General features: G+C 54.7%; 14 protein-coding genes. 4 read left to right on the top strand and 10 right to left on the bottom strand.

What is annotated here, in order from left to right:
• On the bottom strand, positions 1-400 hold a 400-nt coding region (locus HMPREF9452_RS01815; RefSeq protein ID WP_009140383.1), incomplete at its 3' end, for an IS110 family transposase.
• Positions 401-526: 126 nt separating this feature from the next.
• Entirely contained in the window at positions 527-2,761 is a 2,235-nt protein-coding gene (locus HMPREF9452_RS01820; RefSeq protein WP_147568196.1) for a polysaccharide pyruvyl transferase family protein, read from the bottom strand.
• 293 nt (positions 2,762-3,054) lie between these two features.
• Between HMPREF9452_RS01820 and HMPREF9452_RS01825 the strand changes: the two genes are divergently transcribed.
• The 4 genes from HMPREF9452_RS01825 to HMPREF9452_RS01840 all read left to right on the top strand — a co-directional run bounded on the left by HMPREF9452_RS01825 (position 3,055) and on the right by HMPREF9452_RS01840 (position 7,294).
• Entirely contained in the window at positions 3,055-4,092 is a 1,038-nt protein-coding gene (locus tag HMPREF9452_RS01825; RefSeq protein ID WP_009140385.1) for an acyltransferase family protein, read from the top strand.
• Between the two features lie 12 nt (positions 4,093-4,104).
• The gene (locus tag HMPREF9452_RS01830) at positions 4,105-5,574 is read left to right on the top strand and encodes a hypothetical protein (protein ID WP_009140386.1); all 1,470 of its coding nucleotides are present in this window, start codon (positions 4,105-4,107) and stop codon (positions 5,572-5,574) included.
• A 19-nt stretch (positions 5,575-5,593) separates the two neighbouring features.
• A complete protein-coding gene (locus HMPREF9452_RS01835; protein WP_009140387.1) occupies positions 5,594-5,902 on the top strand; it encodes a hypothetical protein in 309 nt (102 codons plus the stop codon).
• 135 nt (positions 5,903-6,037) lie between these two features.
• Positions 6,038-7,294, top strand: coding sequence for a glycosyltransferase family 2 protein (locus tag HMPREF9452_RS01840; RefSeq protein ID WP_009140388.1), 1,257 nt, complete (start codon positions 6,038-6,040; stop codon positions 7,292-7,294).
• Positions 7,295-7,374: 80 nt separating this feature from the next.
• Here HMPREF9452_RS01840 and HMPREF9452_RS01845 read toward each other — a convergent pair whose 3' ends face one another.
• From HMPREF9452_RS01845 to HMPREF9452_RS01880, 8 genes are all read right to left on the bottom strand, one after another.
• On the bottom strand, positions 7,375-8,595 hold the full coding sequence (locus HMPREF9452_RS01845) for a glycosyltransferase family 2 protein (protein ID WP_009140389.1): 1,221 nt from the start codon (positions 8,593-8,595) through the stop codon (positions 7,375-7,377).
• Positions 8,596-8,608: 13 nt separating this feature from the next.
• On the bottom strand, positions 8,609-9,679 hold the full coding sequence (locus HMPREF9452_RS01850; protein ID WP_050797605.1) for a glycosyltransferase family 2 protein: 1,071 nt from the start codon (positions 9,677-9,679) through the stop codon (positions 8,609-8,611).
• 165 nt (positions 9,680-9,844) lie between these two features.
• On the bottom strand, positions 9,845-14,044 hold the full coding sequence (locus HMPREF9452_RS01855; RefSeq protein WP_009140391.1) for an RICIN domain-containing protein: 4,200 nt from the start codon (positions 14,042-14,044) through the stop codon (positions 9,845-9,847).
• 112 nt (positions 14,045-14,156) lie between these two features.
• A complete protein-coding gene (locus HMPREF9452_RS01860; protein ID WP_009140392.1) occupies positions 14,157-15,380 on the bottom strand; it encodes a glycosyltransferase family 4 protein in 1,224 nt (407 codons plus the stop codon).
• Positions 15,381-15,408: 28 nt separating this feature from the next.
• The gene (locus tag HMPREF9452_RS01865) at positions 15,409-16,470 is read right to left on the bottom strand and encodes a glycosyltransferase family 2 protein (RefSeq protein ID WP_009140393.1); all 1,062 of its coding nucleotides are present in this window, start codon (positions 16,468-16,470) and stop codon (positions 15,409-15,411) included.
• A 5-nt stretch (positions 16,471-16,475) separates the two neighbouring features.
• Positions 16,476-17,609 carry a glycosyltransferase family 2 protein gene (locus tag HMPREF9452_RS01870; protein WP_009140394.1) on the bottom strand — a complete coding sequence of 378 codons (1,134 nt, stop codon included), beginning with the start codon at positions 17,607-17,609 and terminating at the stop codon, positions 16,476-16,478.
• A 12-nt stretch (positions 17,610-17,621) separates the two neighbouring features.
• Positions 17,622-18,380, bottom strand: coding sequence for an ABC transporter ATP-binding protein (locus tag HMPREF9452_RS01875; protein WP_009140395.1), 759 nt, complete (start codon positions 18,378-18,380; stop codon positions 17,622-17,624).
• Positions 18,381-18,395: 15 nt separating this feature from the next.
• Entirely contained in the window at positions 18,396-19,211 is an 816-nt protein-coding gene (locus HMPREF9452_RS01880; protein ID WP_009140396.1) for an ABC transporter permease, read from the bottom strand.
• Positions 19,212-19,370 lie beyond the last annotated feature (159 nt).

Here is a 19,370-nt window from a genome sequence, read left to right on the forward strand (position 1 = left end):
CGTCCTCCAGGGCGCGGGAGAGGTCGCGGGCGGCCTCGGTGCGCTCGTCGGGCACCCACACCTCGACGACGTTGCGGCAGGCGAGGAGCCTGGCGAGCCACTCGGCGTCGCGCCGGTCGTTCTTGCGCCCGCGGTCGGCGGCCGGCCGGTGCATCTTGGAGACGGCGCCTACGGCGCAGTCGACGCCGAGCGCCCTCAGGGCGCGGCAGAGGTGGAAGCCGGTCGGGCCGCTCTCGTACACCGCCTTGGGCGACTCGAACCCCAGTGCCCACTCGGCGACCGACGCGGGGTCGTATCCGAACCTTGCGCGGGACACCTCGCCGGTCATGGGGTCGAAGGCGCATGCGGAGATGCTCCTCGCGTGGACGTCGAGACCGATGGCTGTGACATAATTGGACATGGCGGGCCCCTCTCCGTCGCATGTGGCGCGCGGCCACGGTTGGCGCTACGACCATTGTCGCCCGACCCACGATAGAGCTGCAAGGGGAGGGGCTCCCAATGTTCAACTCATATCGTCTCGTAGACGCTACTTCTGGATAAGCGCTTTAAGCTTGCCGGGAAGGTACGTGAGCTTGGAGCCGATTTTGAAAGACGTGGAGTTCCTCAACTCGTCCACTTCAGCGCGAAGCGCATCTGCCTCGCTTGATTTTTTCTCCAGATATCGATTCTTCTCCTCAAGCTGCAACGTAGTTTCCTGAAGCTCGGTTTCGAGAACCCATGCGCGCCAACGCAGGTAATCGATTTGCTCGCTGTTTCCAGTGATATTACGCTGATACAGCTCGGATCCATGCGAAAGCAGTCGAGCAGCCGAGGTGCCGGCCTCCAAGCACGCGACGACCTCATCCTCAGACTCGTTCGCAAGATCGCTAAGCGCGCCCACGCCCTTCTCGATGCGCGAGAGAAGGAACTCTCTCCTCTCGAACAGATCGACGAGATGCCTGAAGATCTCATCGGAATCAGCATCCATTCGAAGGATGTGATTGCCAAGGCCGCACTCGCGGTACAGCGACACAACCTTGGGTAGGTAGCCCAAGCCAACGCAGGGGACGCCGCTTCGAGCCAAGATTAACGAGCAGTGATAGCGCATCGACAACCCGCCGTAGCAACGAACGAGCATTCCCGCGATGGCATCGATGTCGTCGCCGGGATTAAAGATGAGGGCGCGATCGGAAAGCTCCATAGCATCGATAACCGCTTGGGACGGAACGATATCGTCCTGGTCGAGAATGCAGAACAAGAAACGAGCATCTTGATATCGCTTGCCAAGGGAATCGAGAGCGCGAGCCACGGTTTTATCGAATCCGGGAACCACGTTCTCGTAATCGCGAAGCGACACCACGATCAACTTCTCCATTCGATAATCGACACCGTGGTCTATGAGCCACTGATCAGCATACGCACTGGGTTCAGAGGTCGCGGTAAACGCAACGTCAGCGCGCCTGGCTACCTGATCTGGAGACACGCCTGCCGCGAGAACCGCCTTCGCGGTCATCTCGTCACGGGCAAGGAACCTCGCGCCAAGCGAGCCCATATAGCGAACCAGGAGCTTTCCATCCCTTAGATCGAGAGGCCCCGCACCGATTCCGTAGAAGAAGACCGGCGTGTCATTGAGCAGCGCGACCTGACAGAAAGAGGCGATACCCGGCAAGTCAGAATGCATCTGCGTGGAAACCAGCTCGCCCTTGCCCATGGTCCAGCGAACGCCTTGATCAAATAGCAACCCAGCCATCACAAGAGCAATCGAGCTGGCCTCGAGAGCCCGATCGAGCGCAAACGAATCTTCAAGTCCAATGGAGTAGATGCCGCGATGCACCAGCGTATGCCAGGGATCCTCACCCACGGCGAGCAAAATCGTTCCAGGGCACCTTAGGTTCAAGCGCTTGGCGATGGTGGTCAAGATGTACTCATCGCCAAAATTGCCCTTGCCAACATAACCAAACAGGGTCGCGATGCGGCAGTGGTTAAAAGAAGCCTCCCCATCGAACAGGCTGTCGAACGCTGAAGCCACAAACTGCTCGAACGCGGCATCCTCGACCTCGCATTTATACCGCTCCAGAAAAGCGCCGTAGGAGATGGGGCCGCCGCATTCAACGCGATAGCCCATATCGTCTCTCGAAAGGACCAGAATGGAGGCATCGCCTATGATGGACCCGCACATCATCAAATAACGCTGAAGTGGCGCGGGCTCGCCATCGCCCTCATCAAAGTAAATGAGGAGATTGGAGAAGCCCATCGCATAAGCAAGGGAAGAATAATCCGAACGGATCTTGATCTCCTCGGGCCAAGAGTCGCCCAAGCAACGCACAACGGTGTCGTTTCTGTCCGCCAGCCCCTGAAGGCACGCAAGGCGCTCGGGCGTGAAATCCTGCAAACAAAGATATCCCCTTGAAAGGGCAATGTCATTTGCAAGAACGGTGGAGCGAAGCTTCGCGTCCGGAGCTAACGGAAGCAACAAGTTGCTGGAAAACCGACCCTCGTGCTCCATATCAGAGGCACAGATAACAAGATCCGCAGTCGTGTTCAGTGAATCGAGGGAGCAACGGCACTGCTGCTGATCGAGGGCGTAGACAACCACGCTAAGATTATCCAGGACATCCGACTGCTCTGCATCGACCTGAACGCCATCTGCCAGAACAAGGGCCTTAACGCCCCAACGGTTGATGAGGTTTCTTAAAAAACGCAAGGCGCACCCATGCGCCTTGAAAGAGCAGCGGCCATGTATGTGCTGAGAAGTAGAACACTCCATATCCAAGAATCTCAAGTGTCTCCTTAAGCCTCCACGAAGGAGCCAGGACACCAAGATTGGGGTCACCGATAACGATCACATTGCGAGAGTCTTCAACTGTAGCAAGTTCAGACATGATGTTCCTCTCATTACCGTAACGAACGTTAAATGATTGTAGCGCGATGGGGCCAATCTCCAACACGCGGTCCCCCGATACACCGAGAACACCCGTTTCAGTCAAAAAGCGACCGTCGCGATGCAAACGGGAAATGACAGAAGAGCCTTAGCTAAGTACAATTAACCGTAAACGCAATTGCTAAGGACTAGATATGAGCAAATCGACAACGAGCCCTGTAATAACGCCGGCCAGCGTGCCTCCGCATCCTTCACAAAGGCTCGAATGGATAGACATCGCCAAGGGCTTCGCGTGCCTTCTTGTAATAGTCGGCCACACGATATCACCGGAGTCGGCGCTCTATCGACACATATTCTCGTTTCATATGCCCCTATTTTTCATTTTGGCTAGGTACACGTTTAAACCAAAACCCCTGATGCCGCTTGTGGCGTCGTCGGCAAAAAGGCTACTGCTTCCCTACACTATAGTCTTTCTGCTTTGGCACGGAATGCTCGCGCTCAAATCTGGCCCCATAACGGACCAAAGCATCTTGTCCCTTGCACTCACCTACACCTTCGCCTCCGGCATCGACCTGGAAACGCCCAAGGTCGTCGCCGTTGGAATGGCATGGTTCCTCGTGGTCCTCTTTGTCGCCAGAATCCTCTTCAACATCGCGGCGGCCGCGGCGCAACGCTCCAAGAAGCCGCTGGCCACCTTGGGCATCCTCAGCTTGACCAGCCTTGCACTTGGCTATTCGCTGGGCGCTCGACTTGGCATCTACCTGCCCTTTAGCTTCGACATCGCACTTGTGGCGATCTTCTTCATGTACGTAGGATATGCGGCGAAGCAGCTTGACCTATTTAGCAAGATCAAGAGCAAATGGCTCGCTCTGCCGATATCCGTTGTCCTTTGGCTCGCTACCTCAAGCAACAGCTCGCTCGAGCTCGCAACGCGCGCCTATCACAACGTAGCGCTTGCGCTTATCGCCGCCATCGCGGGAACGCTGTCGGTCTGCCTGGCTGCCGCCGTCCTCTCAAAAGCTTCCCATCCGGCTATTAACTATTCCATAAAGAAGCCCCTGCTTTTTTATGGACGAGAAGGAATGGCCATATACTGCATGCATGCGCTCGATTGGTGGATAGCATGGAGCTCGCTTCCGTTCTTGATCGGAATGCCATTTAGCAACGGAATCGCATCCATTGTGAGAATCATGTATTGCACGGGCTTTGTCCTACTTTTGAGAACGGCGTAAAGGAATCATCGTATGAACAAACCAGGCAATCACTTCGCTAAGAAATCGATGCCGGCGATAAAGACCAAATGCGAGTCTTCTCCATCAAGGCTTGCCATGAAGGTGCTCGTGGCACTCGTAGCGATATTCGCAATCGAAGCCATCGTATTCCATTGGCGCTATTGGCTTACGCTGGCAGGTATCATTTCTGGCAATCCCGGGCCGTTTCTCATCTCTAAGGCCCGCCTTGCGGTGATGGCGATTATCTACGTGCTGTTCGAGATATTCAAACCCTCCTCGGCCATCTGGAATATCAAGTTTTTTGACATGGGAGCTAGGGCAAAAGTATCCCTTGGCATCGCGTTCGCGATAAGCTGTATGGGTATGGGTGCGTTCTCCCAGCTTTCGGGTCAAGCGGCATGGCTGGAACAGGGCCCGGTCTACAATGAGGGAATCGAAGCCGTCCAGGACGGCAACCAATATAACCACCTTGCCGACGCGCTGCTCCGCGGAAGCCTCAGCCTTGATCTTCCCTCCTCACCCATCTTGGATAGCATGGAAAACCCCTACGACCCGGCTCTTAGAGCGCAGCTCAATAAGGAAGCTCGCGAACCCATCTATTGGGACTACGCATATTACGACGGAAGCTATTACTGCTATTTCGGCGTAGTACCGTGTCTGCTGACGTTTCTGCCCTTCAAGGCGCTTACAGGCATGCACTTACGCACAGATATCGTTGTCGTTGCGTTCGCGTGCCTCACGCTTGCCGCTTCGGCACTGCTTCTTGTCGAACTCGCTAAAAAGTATGCTAAAGATATATCTCTTGGACAGTATCTTATTGGCTTTATATTGCTTGGACTGAGCTGCGGTGTATTGGAGCAGGCCTTTCTACCTAGAATTTACCCCATCCCAATACTCTCCGCGCTGTTCTTTACATACATGGGCCTCTACTTCTGGATCAAGGCGGAGCGCCAATTTGCCCAATCGCGAACATGGAACAAAGCCTATCTCGTTGCAGGCTCCTTCTCTATAGCGCTCACGCTGGGCTGCAGGCCGCAATTTGTACTTGCATGCTTGTTGGCGTTCCCCATCTTCTTTGACGAGATTAAGCAACGTGAGTTCTTCTCCGTCCGCGGCATCTGGAACACACTGGCTGTCATCGTGCCGTTCCTCATCATTTTGGCCCCCATCGCATGGTACAACCAGGCACGCTTTGGCTCTTGGACCAACTTTGGAGCCTCATATAACATCACGGGCGGAGACATGACCTCGTACACGTTTAGCGCGGCGAAAATCATGATCCAATTCCTTGAATACCTCTTTTTACCCTTCCAGCTTATTAGCTCCTTCCCTTACATCTCTACCATCAATACGTCCCCCTTACTGCAAAAGCTTCCCAATGCTATTCACCAACGAGCCCTTTTACGCTGGATTCATGTTCCTCACGCCCGTTACGCTCTGTCTCTTTGGACTGCTGTTAAAAAAGCCGCGCCACGCCCTTAAGGAGCGTGGAGGTCTCAAGTTGTCTGTAGCCTGCCTTGCCATCGCCTCTTTCGACATCGTTGTTGCCAGCTATGTGTCCGGCACCAATATGAGATATTTTGCAGACTTCGCATGGCTGCTACTCATCCCAACCGTCTTGCTTCTTTGGAGCCTGCCATCAAACGATGGCCCAAAGGGGAAGCTCAACCCGGCGATAGCGCTCCTTTCGATAGTTGGTATAGGCCTGTACTGCTGGACGTTTTTGGGGACAGACCGATTTGGAGCCCTCTATATCGAATGTCCCACGCTCTTCAACGTCGTCAAAAACGCCGTTGAAACGCTGATATAGCGTATGTTGCTGAATGCCGACTGCCAGTTATCGATTTTTAGCGGACCGCCGGCATCTCCGCATCTAGAATTACCGTACGCCATGCCAACCCAAGCAGATTCATCGCTGCCAGACGCTGTTCCAAGGAGATAGTTCATGTCGGATCCGCGCGTAAGCGTTATCGTCCCAATCTACAATGCAGACCCGTATCTCGATGAATGCCTTGATAGCATCGAGAATCAAACCGAGCAATCTCTTGAGATCATATGCGTCAACGACAAGTCGACCGACCGCACGGCGGAAATCCTTGAGATACGCTCGCAATCAGACACTAGGTACCAGGTTTTTCAAGGGGAGGGTCTTGGTGCGGGAGCCGCCAGAAACCTTGGTATAGGCGCTTCAAGGGGAACTTATCTCATCTGCCTGGATGCAGACGATTTTTTCGATGAGACGTTTATCAAGGATGCGGCGGATAAGCTCGACACCACCGGCGCCGATCTCCTTATTACGCAGTCCTATACCTATGAAAACGACACCCATGAGGAATATCTTACCGACTGGACTTTTGTGACGGGTAATCTCCCGGATAAAGACGTGTTCAACTATAGGGACATGCAAGACTCCATCTTCAACACATTCTCCAACGTACCGTGGAACAAGATGTACAAAAGGAGCTTTATCGTTGAAAACCAGCTGTGGTATCAGCAGGTAAAAAGAACGGACGACCTTCTCTTTACCTGCTTGGCGCTGGTGAAGGCGCGTTCGATTACAACGATCAAACGCCCCTATCCGCACTACCGAATTAGCTTGACCACCAATAGCACCTCGACCAACGAAGTCGATCCGCTTGCGTTCTTTGAAGCTTTTCGATCGCTTAAAGAAGAGCTGGAAAAGCTCGGCCTCTTTGAAAACGTTAAGACAAGCTATGTAAACCATGCCATCGATGGGTACTACGCCAACCTCACATCGCAAAAAACACTCGCAACCTTTGTTAAGGTATTCGAATCTGCAGAACGCTATTTCACCGAGCTGGAACTAGGAAGCCTTAAGACGGCGGAATACCTTAACGCGAGCCAACTGGCATACATTAATAACGCCATAGCCATGAGCTTTGATGAATTCATCTTTACCCAGCTGCAAGAGGTAACCGCACAGCGAGACCTATCATGGAAAACCAACCGTACCAATGAACGAGAAAGGTGGAAGTATTACGACGCCTATACGCTGCTAGCTCCGCAGATACCCATTCTTGAGGAAAAGCTTCACAATGAAACCGAAGCGCGTAAAGACGTGGAGGGAAAGCTGCAGCGCGCTGAGGAGGAAATAGAAACGATACTTAACTCGAAGGCGTATCGATTTGGAACATCGATTGCGACGCCGTATCGAAAAGTGGTCGACGCGCTTCGTCACTAGTTTATCGATGCTTCCGTAAATCCGCTGCGATCAAAAGAAATCGGACTTTCACCCAAAGGTTGGTGAAAGTCCGATAGTTGTTAAGACCGATAATTCGCCTGAGATGATTCCAACTGAATCATCTTGAGAGCCTGTGAGCACATCGAAGCATCTTGTTGTTCGAATACAACAGACTCCAAAAGTCCCGCAGCAGCGCGCCTGGATAGCGGCAACCTGGAAGAGACGGAGCGCCCGACACGACCGATGATTCCGGTAGTCTTAACGCGCTGCCATACCCTGGAGAAAAAATCTCGAGGATCGCTGTGCAGACTGTATGCATAGAACATCATCTTGTGAGAGACGCCATATGCACGCTTGCGATTTACCAGAACGGCATCGACCAGGGAACCGTATTGGGGATCCGAAAGCAGGCCGTCGATTTGCTCGCGAGAGAAATACACGGTCCAAATGGCAGCAAGGAAATTGAGCAGGTCCACGCGAATAGTCTTGGGAGCACTCAGCAAGTCGACGATAAGGAATTCGCACCCAAGATGCAGCAGCTCGGATCCATACGACTCGACAAAACCAGCATCCGACCAGTCTTTTACAATGGCGTGGAAAATCCTCAGGTGATCATAGAGCCTGAGATGACGGTCTTCCGCGCGCGAGCTCATAAGAGATCCCTCGCGGTCAAGCCGGTAGAGATACAGCTTGTTGGAAACGAAGACGGTCTTTGAGGAGCGCGGATAGATGGAGTACAGGAATAGCTTGTCCTCGCCAAATCGAAGCTCTTCGTCAAACGCAACCCCATGGGCAAGCAGGAAATCCCTACGGCAGGCGGTTCGCCAGGCAAAGGGATCGCATGGCTCCTTTTCAAAGATATCGGGAGTGAACGTATCGTAAACGACATCGCGAGGGCTCAGGACTCGGTCAAGCCAAGGATATGACTTAAACGAAGGATACGCAGAGCCTCCAAAGGTTACAACGTCGGCGGAAGTGGATTCAAAGATGGAAGCTATAACCGCGGCAGCATCACGGGTAATCATATCATCAGAATCGACAAAACACACCACGTCACCAGTAGCGGCGGCGATGCCGGCATTGCGGGCAGATGAAAGACCGCCGTTTTCTTTATCAACAACCTTAATACGGGCGTCGACCGACTGATACATAGCAAGGATGTCGCGAGAGCGATCACGGGACCCATCGTTGACGCAAACGATTTCAATATTCGAATACGACTGGTTGCGAATGGAATCGAGGCAGGGAGCGAGATATCGCTCAACGTTGTAAACGGGAACTATAATACTTACTTTAATCATCAATAACCAATCGTTAATGAGTCAGGCGGAAGAGCGCAATCTTAAACGCAGCAAGAACACCGCCGTGCTTTACCAAGCTTTTGAAGCGGTCAGAGCGAGACTGGACTCCATCGGACGCGCGTTTGATGGCGTACAGTTTGGGATCATGAAGCAACAGGGCGCGATTGATCCTCTTACCAGGATCGAAGATAGAAAGATCGACGCGTCCAAGCTCCTCATCATGCTTCAAATCCTCAACCATGCGAGGAACAAATTCTTCACGCAGCTCGGGAACAAGACGGTCAAAGTTCCACTCGTACGTGTCGAACTTCATCCTGGAAAGGATGGCACGAAGATACGGCCTGTCGAGATGGTGGGTATCGAGATACTTATTCATCTCCTGATACTCGTCGCAAACGCAAAAGACCTTGCCCGGAGAGTTGACGGAAGACTTCTCATTATCCTGACGATAATGAAGGATGGGTTTGTCGATAAGCACGGCATTAGTGCAGGAAGACCACACCTTGAAATTGAAGCCCGCATCCTGATACGAGGCACCGGGAGAGGGAAGGAAGGTCACATCGTTCTCGATGAGGAACTCACGCTTATAGATAGCCGACCAGATCGAAGGCTTGCGATAAAAGACCTCGCGCTCAACCTGGGGGTTGATGTGGCCGGCGATGCGCGAGTCGACCCACATGAAGCGGTCGTTTCTTACGTCCGGCGTAGACCAGAACAGGAAGAAGTCCGCCTTAACCACCTGGGCGTCAACCGACTTAGCAGCCTTATACATAAGCTCGAGGGCATCGGGTTCAAAGAAGTCATCGGACTCGAGGATTCCCACGTACTCGCCCTTGGCGATGGAGAGGCCCTTGTTCATGGAGTCGCCGTAACCGGAATTGGGCTTATCGATAACGACGAACCTGTCATCACGGGATGCGTATTCATTGATGATTTCCAACGAGGAGTCGGTGGAGCCATCGTTGATGCAGATGATCTCGATATCGGTCAGCGTCTGCCCCTGAGCGCTGTCCAGGCATTCGCGCAGGTAACGCTCGACGTTACAGATTGGTACAAGAAGTGAAATCGACGGGGTATCGGTCATCGGGATGGTGATCCTTCCTAACGTTGCATACAACCGCAGCGTGTGCGACGGGCAGATGTTGAACAGAGTTAATTCTATACAATGAGCCATGCAAGGGGCCTAATAGCACAGTAACTACAAGTGCGCCCGACTGTGGAAGCAGCCGGGCGCTAGGGTAATCAGTCCCTATACAAAGGGGCGGGCCACCGCAGTGGGCGCTCCAAGCCAAAAGACGCTCGCAGTCCTTACGCGCGGAGGGGTCGCCTCGATAATCTGGTCGTTACCAAGATAGATCGCAACGTGACCGGGGTAGAAGACCAGGTCTCCGCGCTTGCGGTCGGCAAGCTTGACATGCATGAAGCGCGGGTCGACGCTCATGTTGTTTGCATCGTGGCTGTGCCAGGGATCATACCAATGGGCGTAAGGGTTGTACTCGCCCAAATCCATACCGCACGCGTACGCCGCCTGCATGACAAGGCCAGCGCAATCCACGCCCTTTTGGGGGGAAAGCGAGTAGTTCCACACATAGGGGGCATTGATATACTCGAATGCACGGGCAATAAACGCCTCAACGCACTCCTCCCTCGTGGCATCGACATCGATCCTCGAAGGTGTCACGTAGCAATACGGCGTGGAGTACGCTGCGTCCACCAACCGAACATTCTTGCTGCTTACCTGGAAGAACTGAGACGGATTTTGATAGCCGATTTTGCCGGGAGCCTCAATAGACGTAAGGTGCCACTGCTGGGAGCGACTGTGGTTCGACGTATAAGTCTGAACATTTGACCCGTTGTACGCCTCGCCGCCCTTTACATCCAGGACGGTACCCAGCATGGAGACGATCTCCACGCCATTCTCCCCCATCCTGAACGTCCATTTTTGAGCGGCGGTACCGTTTTGGTCATATTGGTCCACGTTGGTTTCGGGGGAAGCAGATCCACCGGCAACATCGAGCGCCTTGGCAGAACAGGCAGCGATGATGCTATACCACCCGTTGCCGGCGCTCTTGACCATCCATTTCTGCGAGGATGTGCTGTTGTTCGTATAGATCTGGACATTGGCGCCATTAGCGCTTGATCCCTGGGGGACGTCCAAGACAAACGAGGAGTTAATCGAGGAAGCTATCTGATAGAAGCCTTCGCTCACAAGCTCTTTCGCCTGCAGCATCCACGCCTGGGCCTTGGAGCCGTTGGACGAGTAGACCTGGACGTTCGCACCAGCCTTGCTGCTGCCACCGGAAACGTCGAGCACCCTACCCGTCGCCACGTTCTTAAGGACGACGCCGAACAGGGAAGCCTCGGTGGTCCAATCGCAACGTGAGGTCAACGAAGACTGAACGACGTTATCAGAGCTGTCAGCAGAAAGATATTTCCCGGAGAGCACATTTTGGAAGCGATACACGCCATCGGATACCTTACGAACGTACCAACGCTGGGCAAGGGAGCCGTTGTTGGTCCACATGCGAACGTTGGCGCCGCCCTGAATGCTGCCGCTGGCAACGTCAAGCACGTTATCGCCCACGCCGGACTTAAAGATGTAAGCGCCGGCCTCGATAACGGGAACGTACTTATTCAGCGACCAGCGCTGGCTCGAAGAGGAGCTGACAGGATTGCACACCAGCGAGCTCCCGGACAGATCCCACGCAAGGCCGGTGGAAGCAGACACCACCGAATAAGTGCCGTCGCTGTTCTTGGAGACAACCCACTTCTGGTTCTTATTGGCAGAGGAATAATCCCACTGCTGGATCTTGGCGCCCGCAAGGAAATCGCCGTCTTTTAGATCAAGGCCCTTTTGGGAGGAGACGGAGCGAATCCTGTAATACCCGTCATCGCCGTACGTGAGCATGAACTGCTGGGAGGTGGAGCTGCCGTTCGCGTCCGCGATGCCCAGCAGCGTTCCATTGGCATCAAGCGGCTCGCCAAGGGCTACGGCACTGTTTGAATTGGACGAGGATACAATGGTGTAAACGCCGTCATCGACAACGCGGCCCTGGCTGGGCACGTTGGGATTAAGGTTGTAAGCCGTAAACGACTGTGCGATGGTCCCGTTAGAAGTGTACACGTCGATGTTCGCGCCGTTGTAGGCGCCAGCGACCGAGACATCCAGGACCAGCGCGTTCGCGACGGCGGAATAGAACACATATGAGCCGTCGGCCTGCTTAACGGGGAGCCACAGCTGAGCCCTACTGCCGTTCCAGCTATATTGCTGCACGTTCGCGCCGGGAGTATTGGAACCGGATTGGATATCCAGCACTTTGCCCGAGCCCACGTTGACGATACGAACGTAACCGTTGGATTTATCGACGCGCTCAACCGACCATTTCTGGGCAGCGGACCTGTTGGACGAATAGATCTGTATGTTCGCGCAGCTACCCGTCGAACCGCCGCTTACATCAAAGACAAGCCTGGACGACGTACCGGAGCCAAACGCATACGTGCCTTCTGGCAGCTCGTCGATGTGCTCTTTGGCAAGGGCGTCGATATCGTCGTGCGAGATAGGAAGAATGGAGCGCTTATACGTAAACGCAAGGGCTCCGCTATCGGTTTTGGGAAGCGTGACCACCTGCGCACCAGCAGCGCGAGAGGACGCGGCCAACGCATAGCCGTTCGCGGCATTGATGATCGAGACGGTGCCGTCGCTATTCTTCTCGATGACCCAGTAGCGCTGCTTAGCCCCTGCCGTGTCGCCCCATTGGGCAACGCTGGCCCCGGGATAGCATGCTCCGTTATCGGCATCCAGAAGCTTCTGCGAATGGGCCGGCCTGATGGTGTAGTAGCCCTTACCGCCGGAAATCTCGTGGAAGCTTACAGAGAACAGCTGGGCCGCCGTCCCGTTGGACGTGTACAGCTGCAGGGCAGCGCCGTTAGCCGTGCTGGCGCCGGCGATGTCGAGCGAAAGTCCGTTCAAGGTAAAGGAATACGTTCCATCCGGCAGGGTTCTGCTTTGAGAGGAGACGCCATCGGCGCTATAGAGGACGAAGGTTTGAGAAGAGGACGAGGCGTCTTCGCCAACCACAGCGTTCGCCCCGTTATGGGCGCCCTGGGGAATATCAAGAACAAGGTGCTTACCCAATGCAGAGCGAAGGACGATGCCATCGCCCTGCTTGGTAGCAACCCACTTTTGAGAACGGGTATCGCTCCAATCCTCTTGCTGAACGTTGGCTCCCACCTGCGAAGAGGACGGGGTGACGGACAGCGCCTTTCCGCTGGCGAGGTTGGAGATCTTGAGGTATCCGCCGTCGACGGTTTGCACAACCCACGTTTGAGCCACGGACGCGTTGGCATCATACGATTGAACGTTAGCGCCCGCATAGAGCGAGCCGCCGGAAACATCGAGAACCTGGCGATTGCCCGCAGCCAAGGCAACTACATAAGAGCCATCCTGGAAAAGGCCCTTATTTGCTGCAGCAAGCTTGTCCATGTACTGCGGCGTACCCTCGGGATCGTAAAGGTAGTTCACGTCCACGCGGCCGGAAATACCGTCCACGGAGCCGGAAGAGCTATACTGCCACAGCGTGTAGTCGCCTTCGTAATCACAGGTAGAGTTGTATTGAGCAACCCAGCGGTCCCAATTGTCGAAGACGCTATCGGTAAGGTAGTTGTTCCACCAGCGAAGATTGGCGTAGACGCCCGGGGTGTAGCCGGCAGCAGCGATCTTAGAGCAAAATGCCTTGCCCATAGCGGCAAACGTTGCGGAGCCGCCCTCGATCTCATGGTATTGGTTCTTGTCATCAACGCCCGCGGGACGGCCCGTGGCGGGATTCTGGTTCTCAAGGTCATAATAAACAGGCAGACCAAGATCACTTGGCGAAACGCCGGCATTGCGCAGAACGGTCAAAGTCCACTCGGCCTCAGAGGTCGCGGTGGAAGCATTCCAGGCATAGCTGTAGAGGTAGACGCCAAACTTGATGCCGTTAGCCTTGCAACCCTGGACGTTTGCAACAAAACGCCTATCAGAACCGCCAGCGCCGTATCCAAGCCTCAGGATGGCGAAATCAACGCCGTCGGCCTTCGCCTTGGCCCAGTCGATATCGCCCTGAGCAAAGCTTACGTCAACGCCCCATTCGGCCGCGCCCTCGGGAAGCGTTGGACGAGAAAGAAGCATGACATCGGAATCGCCGGCCTGGATCTCGAGCTCACCGGCTTCATAGCGCCAGGAGTAAGCAACGTCCTCGCTGGACGAGACGGCATTCGACGCTTCCGCCGAATCTTCGGTAGCCTCAGCCGAGCCCTCCCCTTCTACAGCAAGAGCAGAAGGCTCGTCAGTCGATGCGATGACCGCACCGTCAACGACATCTTCTCCAGCGGCGATAAATACGGGCCCGCACACCAACGCAATAAGCACTGCGAAGGTCGATAGCAGCAGGCCCCGAGCACGTCTACTCATGGGCATCCCCCTGTCGATAGCAGAAAACCAATTCGAACACTTAGAAACATTTTACTATCTCTTTGGTCAGATATGCCCAAATCGGTCGATGGTCTGCCGATTTGGAATGCCCTTATCTCATCAGCTGTTCGATAAGCTCGACAATCTTCAAATAGGAACGCCTGCGATTGAATTGCTCTTGGGCCACGGCGCGAGCCCTCTGGCCCATCGACTCCATAACGGACCTGTCGTCGATCAAGTCGACGAGCGCGCCCGTGAGTGCATCCACGTCCTCAGGCTGAACGTTTACGCCAAAACCGTCTGCAGCCACTTTGGACGAGAACTCCGGACTCAAAGACGTATTGACCATGGGCTTACCGGCGGCAAGATAGTCGCCGATCTTGGTGGGGATGCTTTGCGGAGCGTTTCCGACCAAGGAATTGATGAGAATGTCGGACTTAGAAAGATAGGCCGCCATCACATCGTGGGGGCGATACCCCAAGAACTCGACATCGCAAGAAACCTCGCGGGCAACGACCTCAAGATCTTCGCGAACCACGCCATCGCCCAGCAACTTGAGCTTAACCCAAGGCCTATCGCGCTGAATCCGCGCCACGGCGCGAATAAGCGTCCCAAGGTCATAGCATGCACTCAAGGTGCCGGCGTATGCCACCCACACCTCATCGTCCGCTTTATTGACCTCGTCCGCATTGGCGGCGACGCCAGCGTCGAAATCGTCCACGTCGTTACCTACGTACACAACAACCTTGGGGATATCCTGAGCACGGTCCTTAAATCCGCGCGAGGCGTATTCATCAGAGGTACCAACGATCGCGTCGGCGAGGTTATATGCCGCCTTTGCCTGGCGGTAGAAGGGGAAAAACGCGATGTCGGAGAGGACGGGGACGTCCAGAGCGATGCGAAACGCCTCGGGCCACAAATCGTTCACGTCGATGACAAAGGGAATGTTGTATTTCTTAGCAACCCGGCCGATGGCCAACGTGATGTCGTTAGGCGGAATCTGCGAATAGATGAGATCGTAGGCGTGGTCGCTCTCGAAATACTCGGCGACGCGGCCCGCCATGACATGATGAGCCCAGATACGCTGAGGGCACATGTTCTTGGGATAGAAGGGTTCCTCGATGAACTTGATGTTGAAGGAGTGCGCGGAGTAATCGAACGCGTCGAGATCGCGCTGGCGCTTCTCCCAATGCTGGAAGCGAGACGTGATGAAATCAACCTCATAGCCCGACTGCTGCAGAAGCTCGGCAAGGTAGACATAACGAGTAGCGCCCTTGACCTCGCGGCCAAGCTTGGCGTCGATGCTGAAGATCGCTATGCGTCCCTTTGAAGCCATGATGGTCCCTTCGATGTCACCTGCGCGCCTAGCGCCCGAGAATGTTACTCATGCGAGTATACGAGATACCCAATCGATTGAAGAGCAATGCAACCCTATACCGTTTCTCCCCCAACTTCCACTGCGCCGGATTGCGATTTTTGAGGTCTTGCCTAAACGCCGCGGCGCGAGCACGGCCCCGAGCCCTGTCCTCGTCAAACAAAAGCGCGATGTTGTAGTGCGTATCTATGATGAGATGCGCCTTGTGGCGTACGTAATCGAGTGACTGCGTCCCCAACGGGCCATCCGTACCGGATGCAAGGACCTCTCCATTCTCGCAACGCTCGAGGTAGGCCAGCACCTCATCCACCACGCGCGTATGGTCGCCCCAGCGCTTGACGTAGTTTTCAAAACTAACGCTTTGGTGGGCGTTGCCCACCAGGTATTGGTAGACCTCGATATCGTAAAAGACGATATCGCGCGCGGGAGCGCTCGCCTTGAGAATGTACTCGTAGTCCTCGTAAAACGTGTGCTCCAACAGTTGAAGGCCGGTAGAGCGCAGATAGGAGGTCTTGGCGGTGAGCGTATGGATCATGATCTGCGACGCGGCCTGATGGGCCCCGCACACCGAGGAAAAGGAAAGGACGTCCCCGGGCGTGATGCCATCGGGAAGCTCGAACAGCGTGCTCTCCCCCGTCACCATGTGGACCTCGCGCTTCTTGTCGATCACCAGATCGCAGTCAAGGCTGCTAAGACGTTCAACCAGATCGATAAGTCCCTGGGTGCACACCCAGTCATCGCCATCGACCACACGGAAGTACTTGCCGCGAGCCTGCTGCAACGCCGCGTTGATGGTGGATCCGTGGCCGCCGTTCTCCTTAGAGATGACCGTGAAGATCGACGGAGAGCGCTTGACAAAGGACTCGGCGATGAGGGCGGTGGCGTCGGTGGAACCGTCGTCGACGACGATAACCTCCAACCCGCTTTCCAGCTTGGGCGAGCAGTAGCTTGCAAGGCCGTGCTCAAGGTAGCGCTCGACGTTATAGGAAGGGATGGCGATGGTAAGGACCTTGGAGTAACCTTTGGATCCATCCGTTTGCGTACAAGACATCGTCATCACCTCTGCATCTTCAATTGCGCGTACATACGGGAGCCAGAACCGCGAACCAGATGGATAAGCCTGCCGAGCGCGCAGCAAGCAAGGACAGAGCGCGTTTTCAATACGGCAAGCCCCAAGCTAAGAACTTTTCCACCCCGTGAGGTGGCGCCGGGAATAAGGGTCAAAAACAGCGGGTCCGCAAAAAGAGAGCGGCACCAGGCGATGCGGCCCGCACGGTCAAGATGCGCGCGCGAATCGCAATTTCTCTCCAGGGCGCTCATGATAAAGCGACCGTAGAGCGACCCCAGGCGGCTGCGCACCTCTTGGTTATCGAGCCCCCACGCGCGCTGTTGGTTAAAAAGGGCCTCGATGCGGCGCCTGTGAACCTGGTAGTACTCAGGCACAAACTTATTGGTGAGGTTGGCGTTAAGCCGTTTGGCGTAGCGATAGGGGGCATCGTCCAAAAACACGCAAACGCTGGCGTTTTGGAAGAACGCGATGTTGAACAGGATATCCTCGATAAGCGGGACGGTTTCAAACGCAAGGTCTGAGAGCTCAGAGCGCCTGTAGACCTTGTTCCAGGCGTAGCCGTAAAGCGTCGCCTCTTCAAGGTCGAGAACGCTGCGATGCAACGCATCGCCGGACGCGACGCCGGAAACCGGAGGCACGATGCTTCGCGACCCGGTGAGGTTGCCCTTGGCGTCGAAGTACTCCTCTGTGCAGCCAAAGACAACCGCATCTGCGGCAGTGTCGGTGAGGACAGCGTGAACGCGCGCGAGCAGCGTGCGGTCATACCTGTCATCGGGATCGGGAATCCACACATAGGCACCGCGGGCATGCGAAAGCCCGGTGTTGCGTGCAGCGGATAACCCGCGGTTAGCATCGTGCCGGACCAAGCGAATGCGGCAATCAGCGGCCATGCGCTCGCGGACTAGCTGGGCGGCGTTGTCCGGCGAGCCATCGTCCACCACGATCAGCTCCCAATCGCCGAACGTTTGCGCCTGGACATCGTCCAAAGCCGCCTCGATATAGCGCTCCACCCCATAGCTTGGCATGATGATGGAGAAAAAAGGCGCGACGGACGTCGTAGCGGCGGCATTGGGATCATTGCGGCACACGCGCGGCGCGCCCGCCCTTATTAGGGTATCCATTGCAATGCCGTGCTAGTTGAACTGGTTGCGGTAAGCCTTGCAGACTTCCTCCACCGGACCGACCATGCGCTGCCTGCCCTTCTCAATCCACACGCAGCTCTTGCAGAGGCGCTCGACCTGGTCGATGCTGTGGCTGACGAACAAGACGGTGACGTTGCCGGAATCGATGAAGCTCTGAATGCGTCGCTCGCACTTCTCCTGGAAGAAGACGTCGCCAACGGACAGAGTCTCATCAACAATGAGAACGTCCGGTTCCGTGACGGTAGCGATAGCGAAAGCGATGCGCGCAACCATGCCGCTCGAATAATTCTTCAAGGGCATGTCCATAAAATCGCGAAGCTCGGCAAATTCAATGATATCGTCCAGATGCTGGTCGATAAACTCATGGGTATAGCCCAGAAGCGAACCGTTGAGGTAGATGTTCTCACGTGCGGTCAACTCGAGATCGAAACCTGCACCAAGTTCAATGAGAGGGGCGATGTTTCCGCGAACAACAACCTCGCCCTCAGTGGGCTCCAGAACGCCAGCGATGATTTTAAGCATGGTGGATTTACCGGAGCCGTTGGTGCCCATAAGGCCCACGACCTCGCCCTTGGGCACATTAAAGGAAATATGGTCAAGAGCACGGAACTCTTTGAAGAATAGTTCGCGCTTGGCGATCTTGATGAAATATTCCTTGAGGCTATTAAGCTGCTCGCTGGCCATATTGAAGACCATAGAGACATCCTTCACCTCGATAGCGTAGTCATTGTCTTGAATTGAAGTTGTCATGAGCGCAAACCTCGCCTAAACGTAAAGAATGAATTTGTGCTCGGTCTTACGGAAGATGAGCAAACCAATAACCAGGGCGAGAACGGCCCAAAAACAACAAAGACCAAAAACGGTAGCTGAGGGAACCTGCTGCCAAAGGAAGATATCGCGCATGAACGTGATGTAGTTGTACATGGGATTCACCTTAACAAGCGTGATGATCCAAACGGGCGCGGCTTTATCGATCAAAAGCTGAAGATCCCAGAAGATAGGGGTCAGATACGTCCAAGCCAAAATGATGACTCCCCAAAGGTGAATAATGTCCCTGAAGAAAACCGCAAGGGAACCGATGGCGAGACCGATACCGATGCAGAAGAGCATGAGGAGGACGAGAACCACGGGAAGCATGACGAGATGCCAGGTGGGAACAACCCTGAACCACAGCATAACGAACGCAACCGCAATCAACGAGAACGCAAAGTTGACCAGCGCAAAGAGAACCTTCTGCACCGGAAAAACAAAGCGATCGACCTTAACCTTCTTAAGAAGCGGAGCCGCATCGATAATCGACCAAAGAGCGGCGTTGGTTGAGTCGCTCATAAGGGAAAACGTAACGTTACCGACAATGAGGTACAGGGGGAAATTCTCTACAGACCCACCAAACATGTACGAGAAAACAATACTCATGACAACCATCATGAGCAACGGGTTAAGAACGCTCCAGACAACGCCCAAGACGCTGCGTCGATATTTAAGCTTAAAATCCTTGCTTACAAGCTGCTTGAGAATAAAGATGTCTTTGGCAAGCGCGCTCGATGCGTGGCTCTTTCCGAGCTTGGCCTTTGTTGACACGATTGAACCCCTTACAAAGAGCAAATGCAGTCAAATACGCAAAACATGGTAGCACAGCGATATTTTGCAGAAAGCGGTTCAATAAATCTACGGCTGTTGAACATGCGGCATGCTGTTTTTATATAAATCGAGCTTTTGCCAGGCATCGCCCGCTTAGTA

The organism is Collinsella tanakaei YIT 12063 (genome assembly GCF_000225705.1).
GTDB classification, from domain to species: domain Bacteria; phylum Actinomycetota; class Coriobacteriia; order Coriobacteriales; family Coriobacteriaceae; genus Collinsella; species Collinsella tanakaei.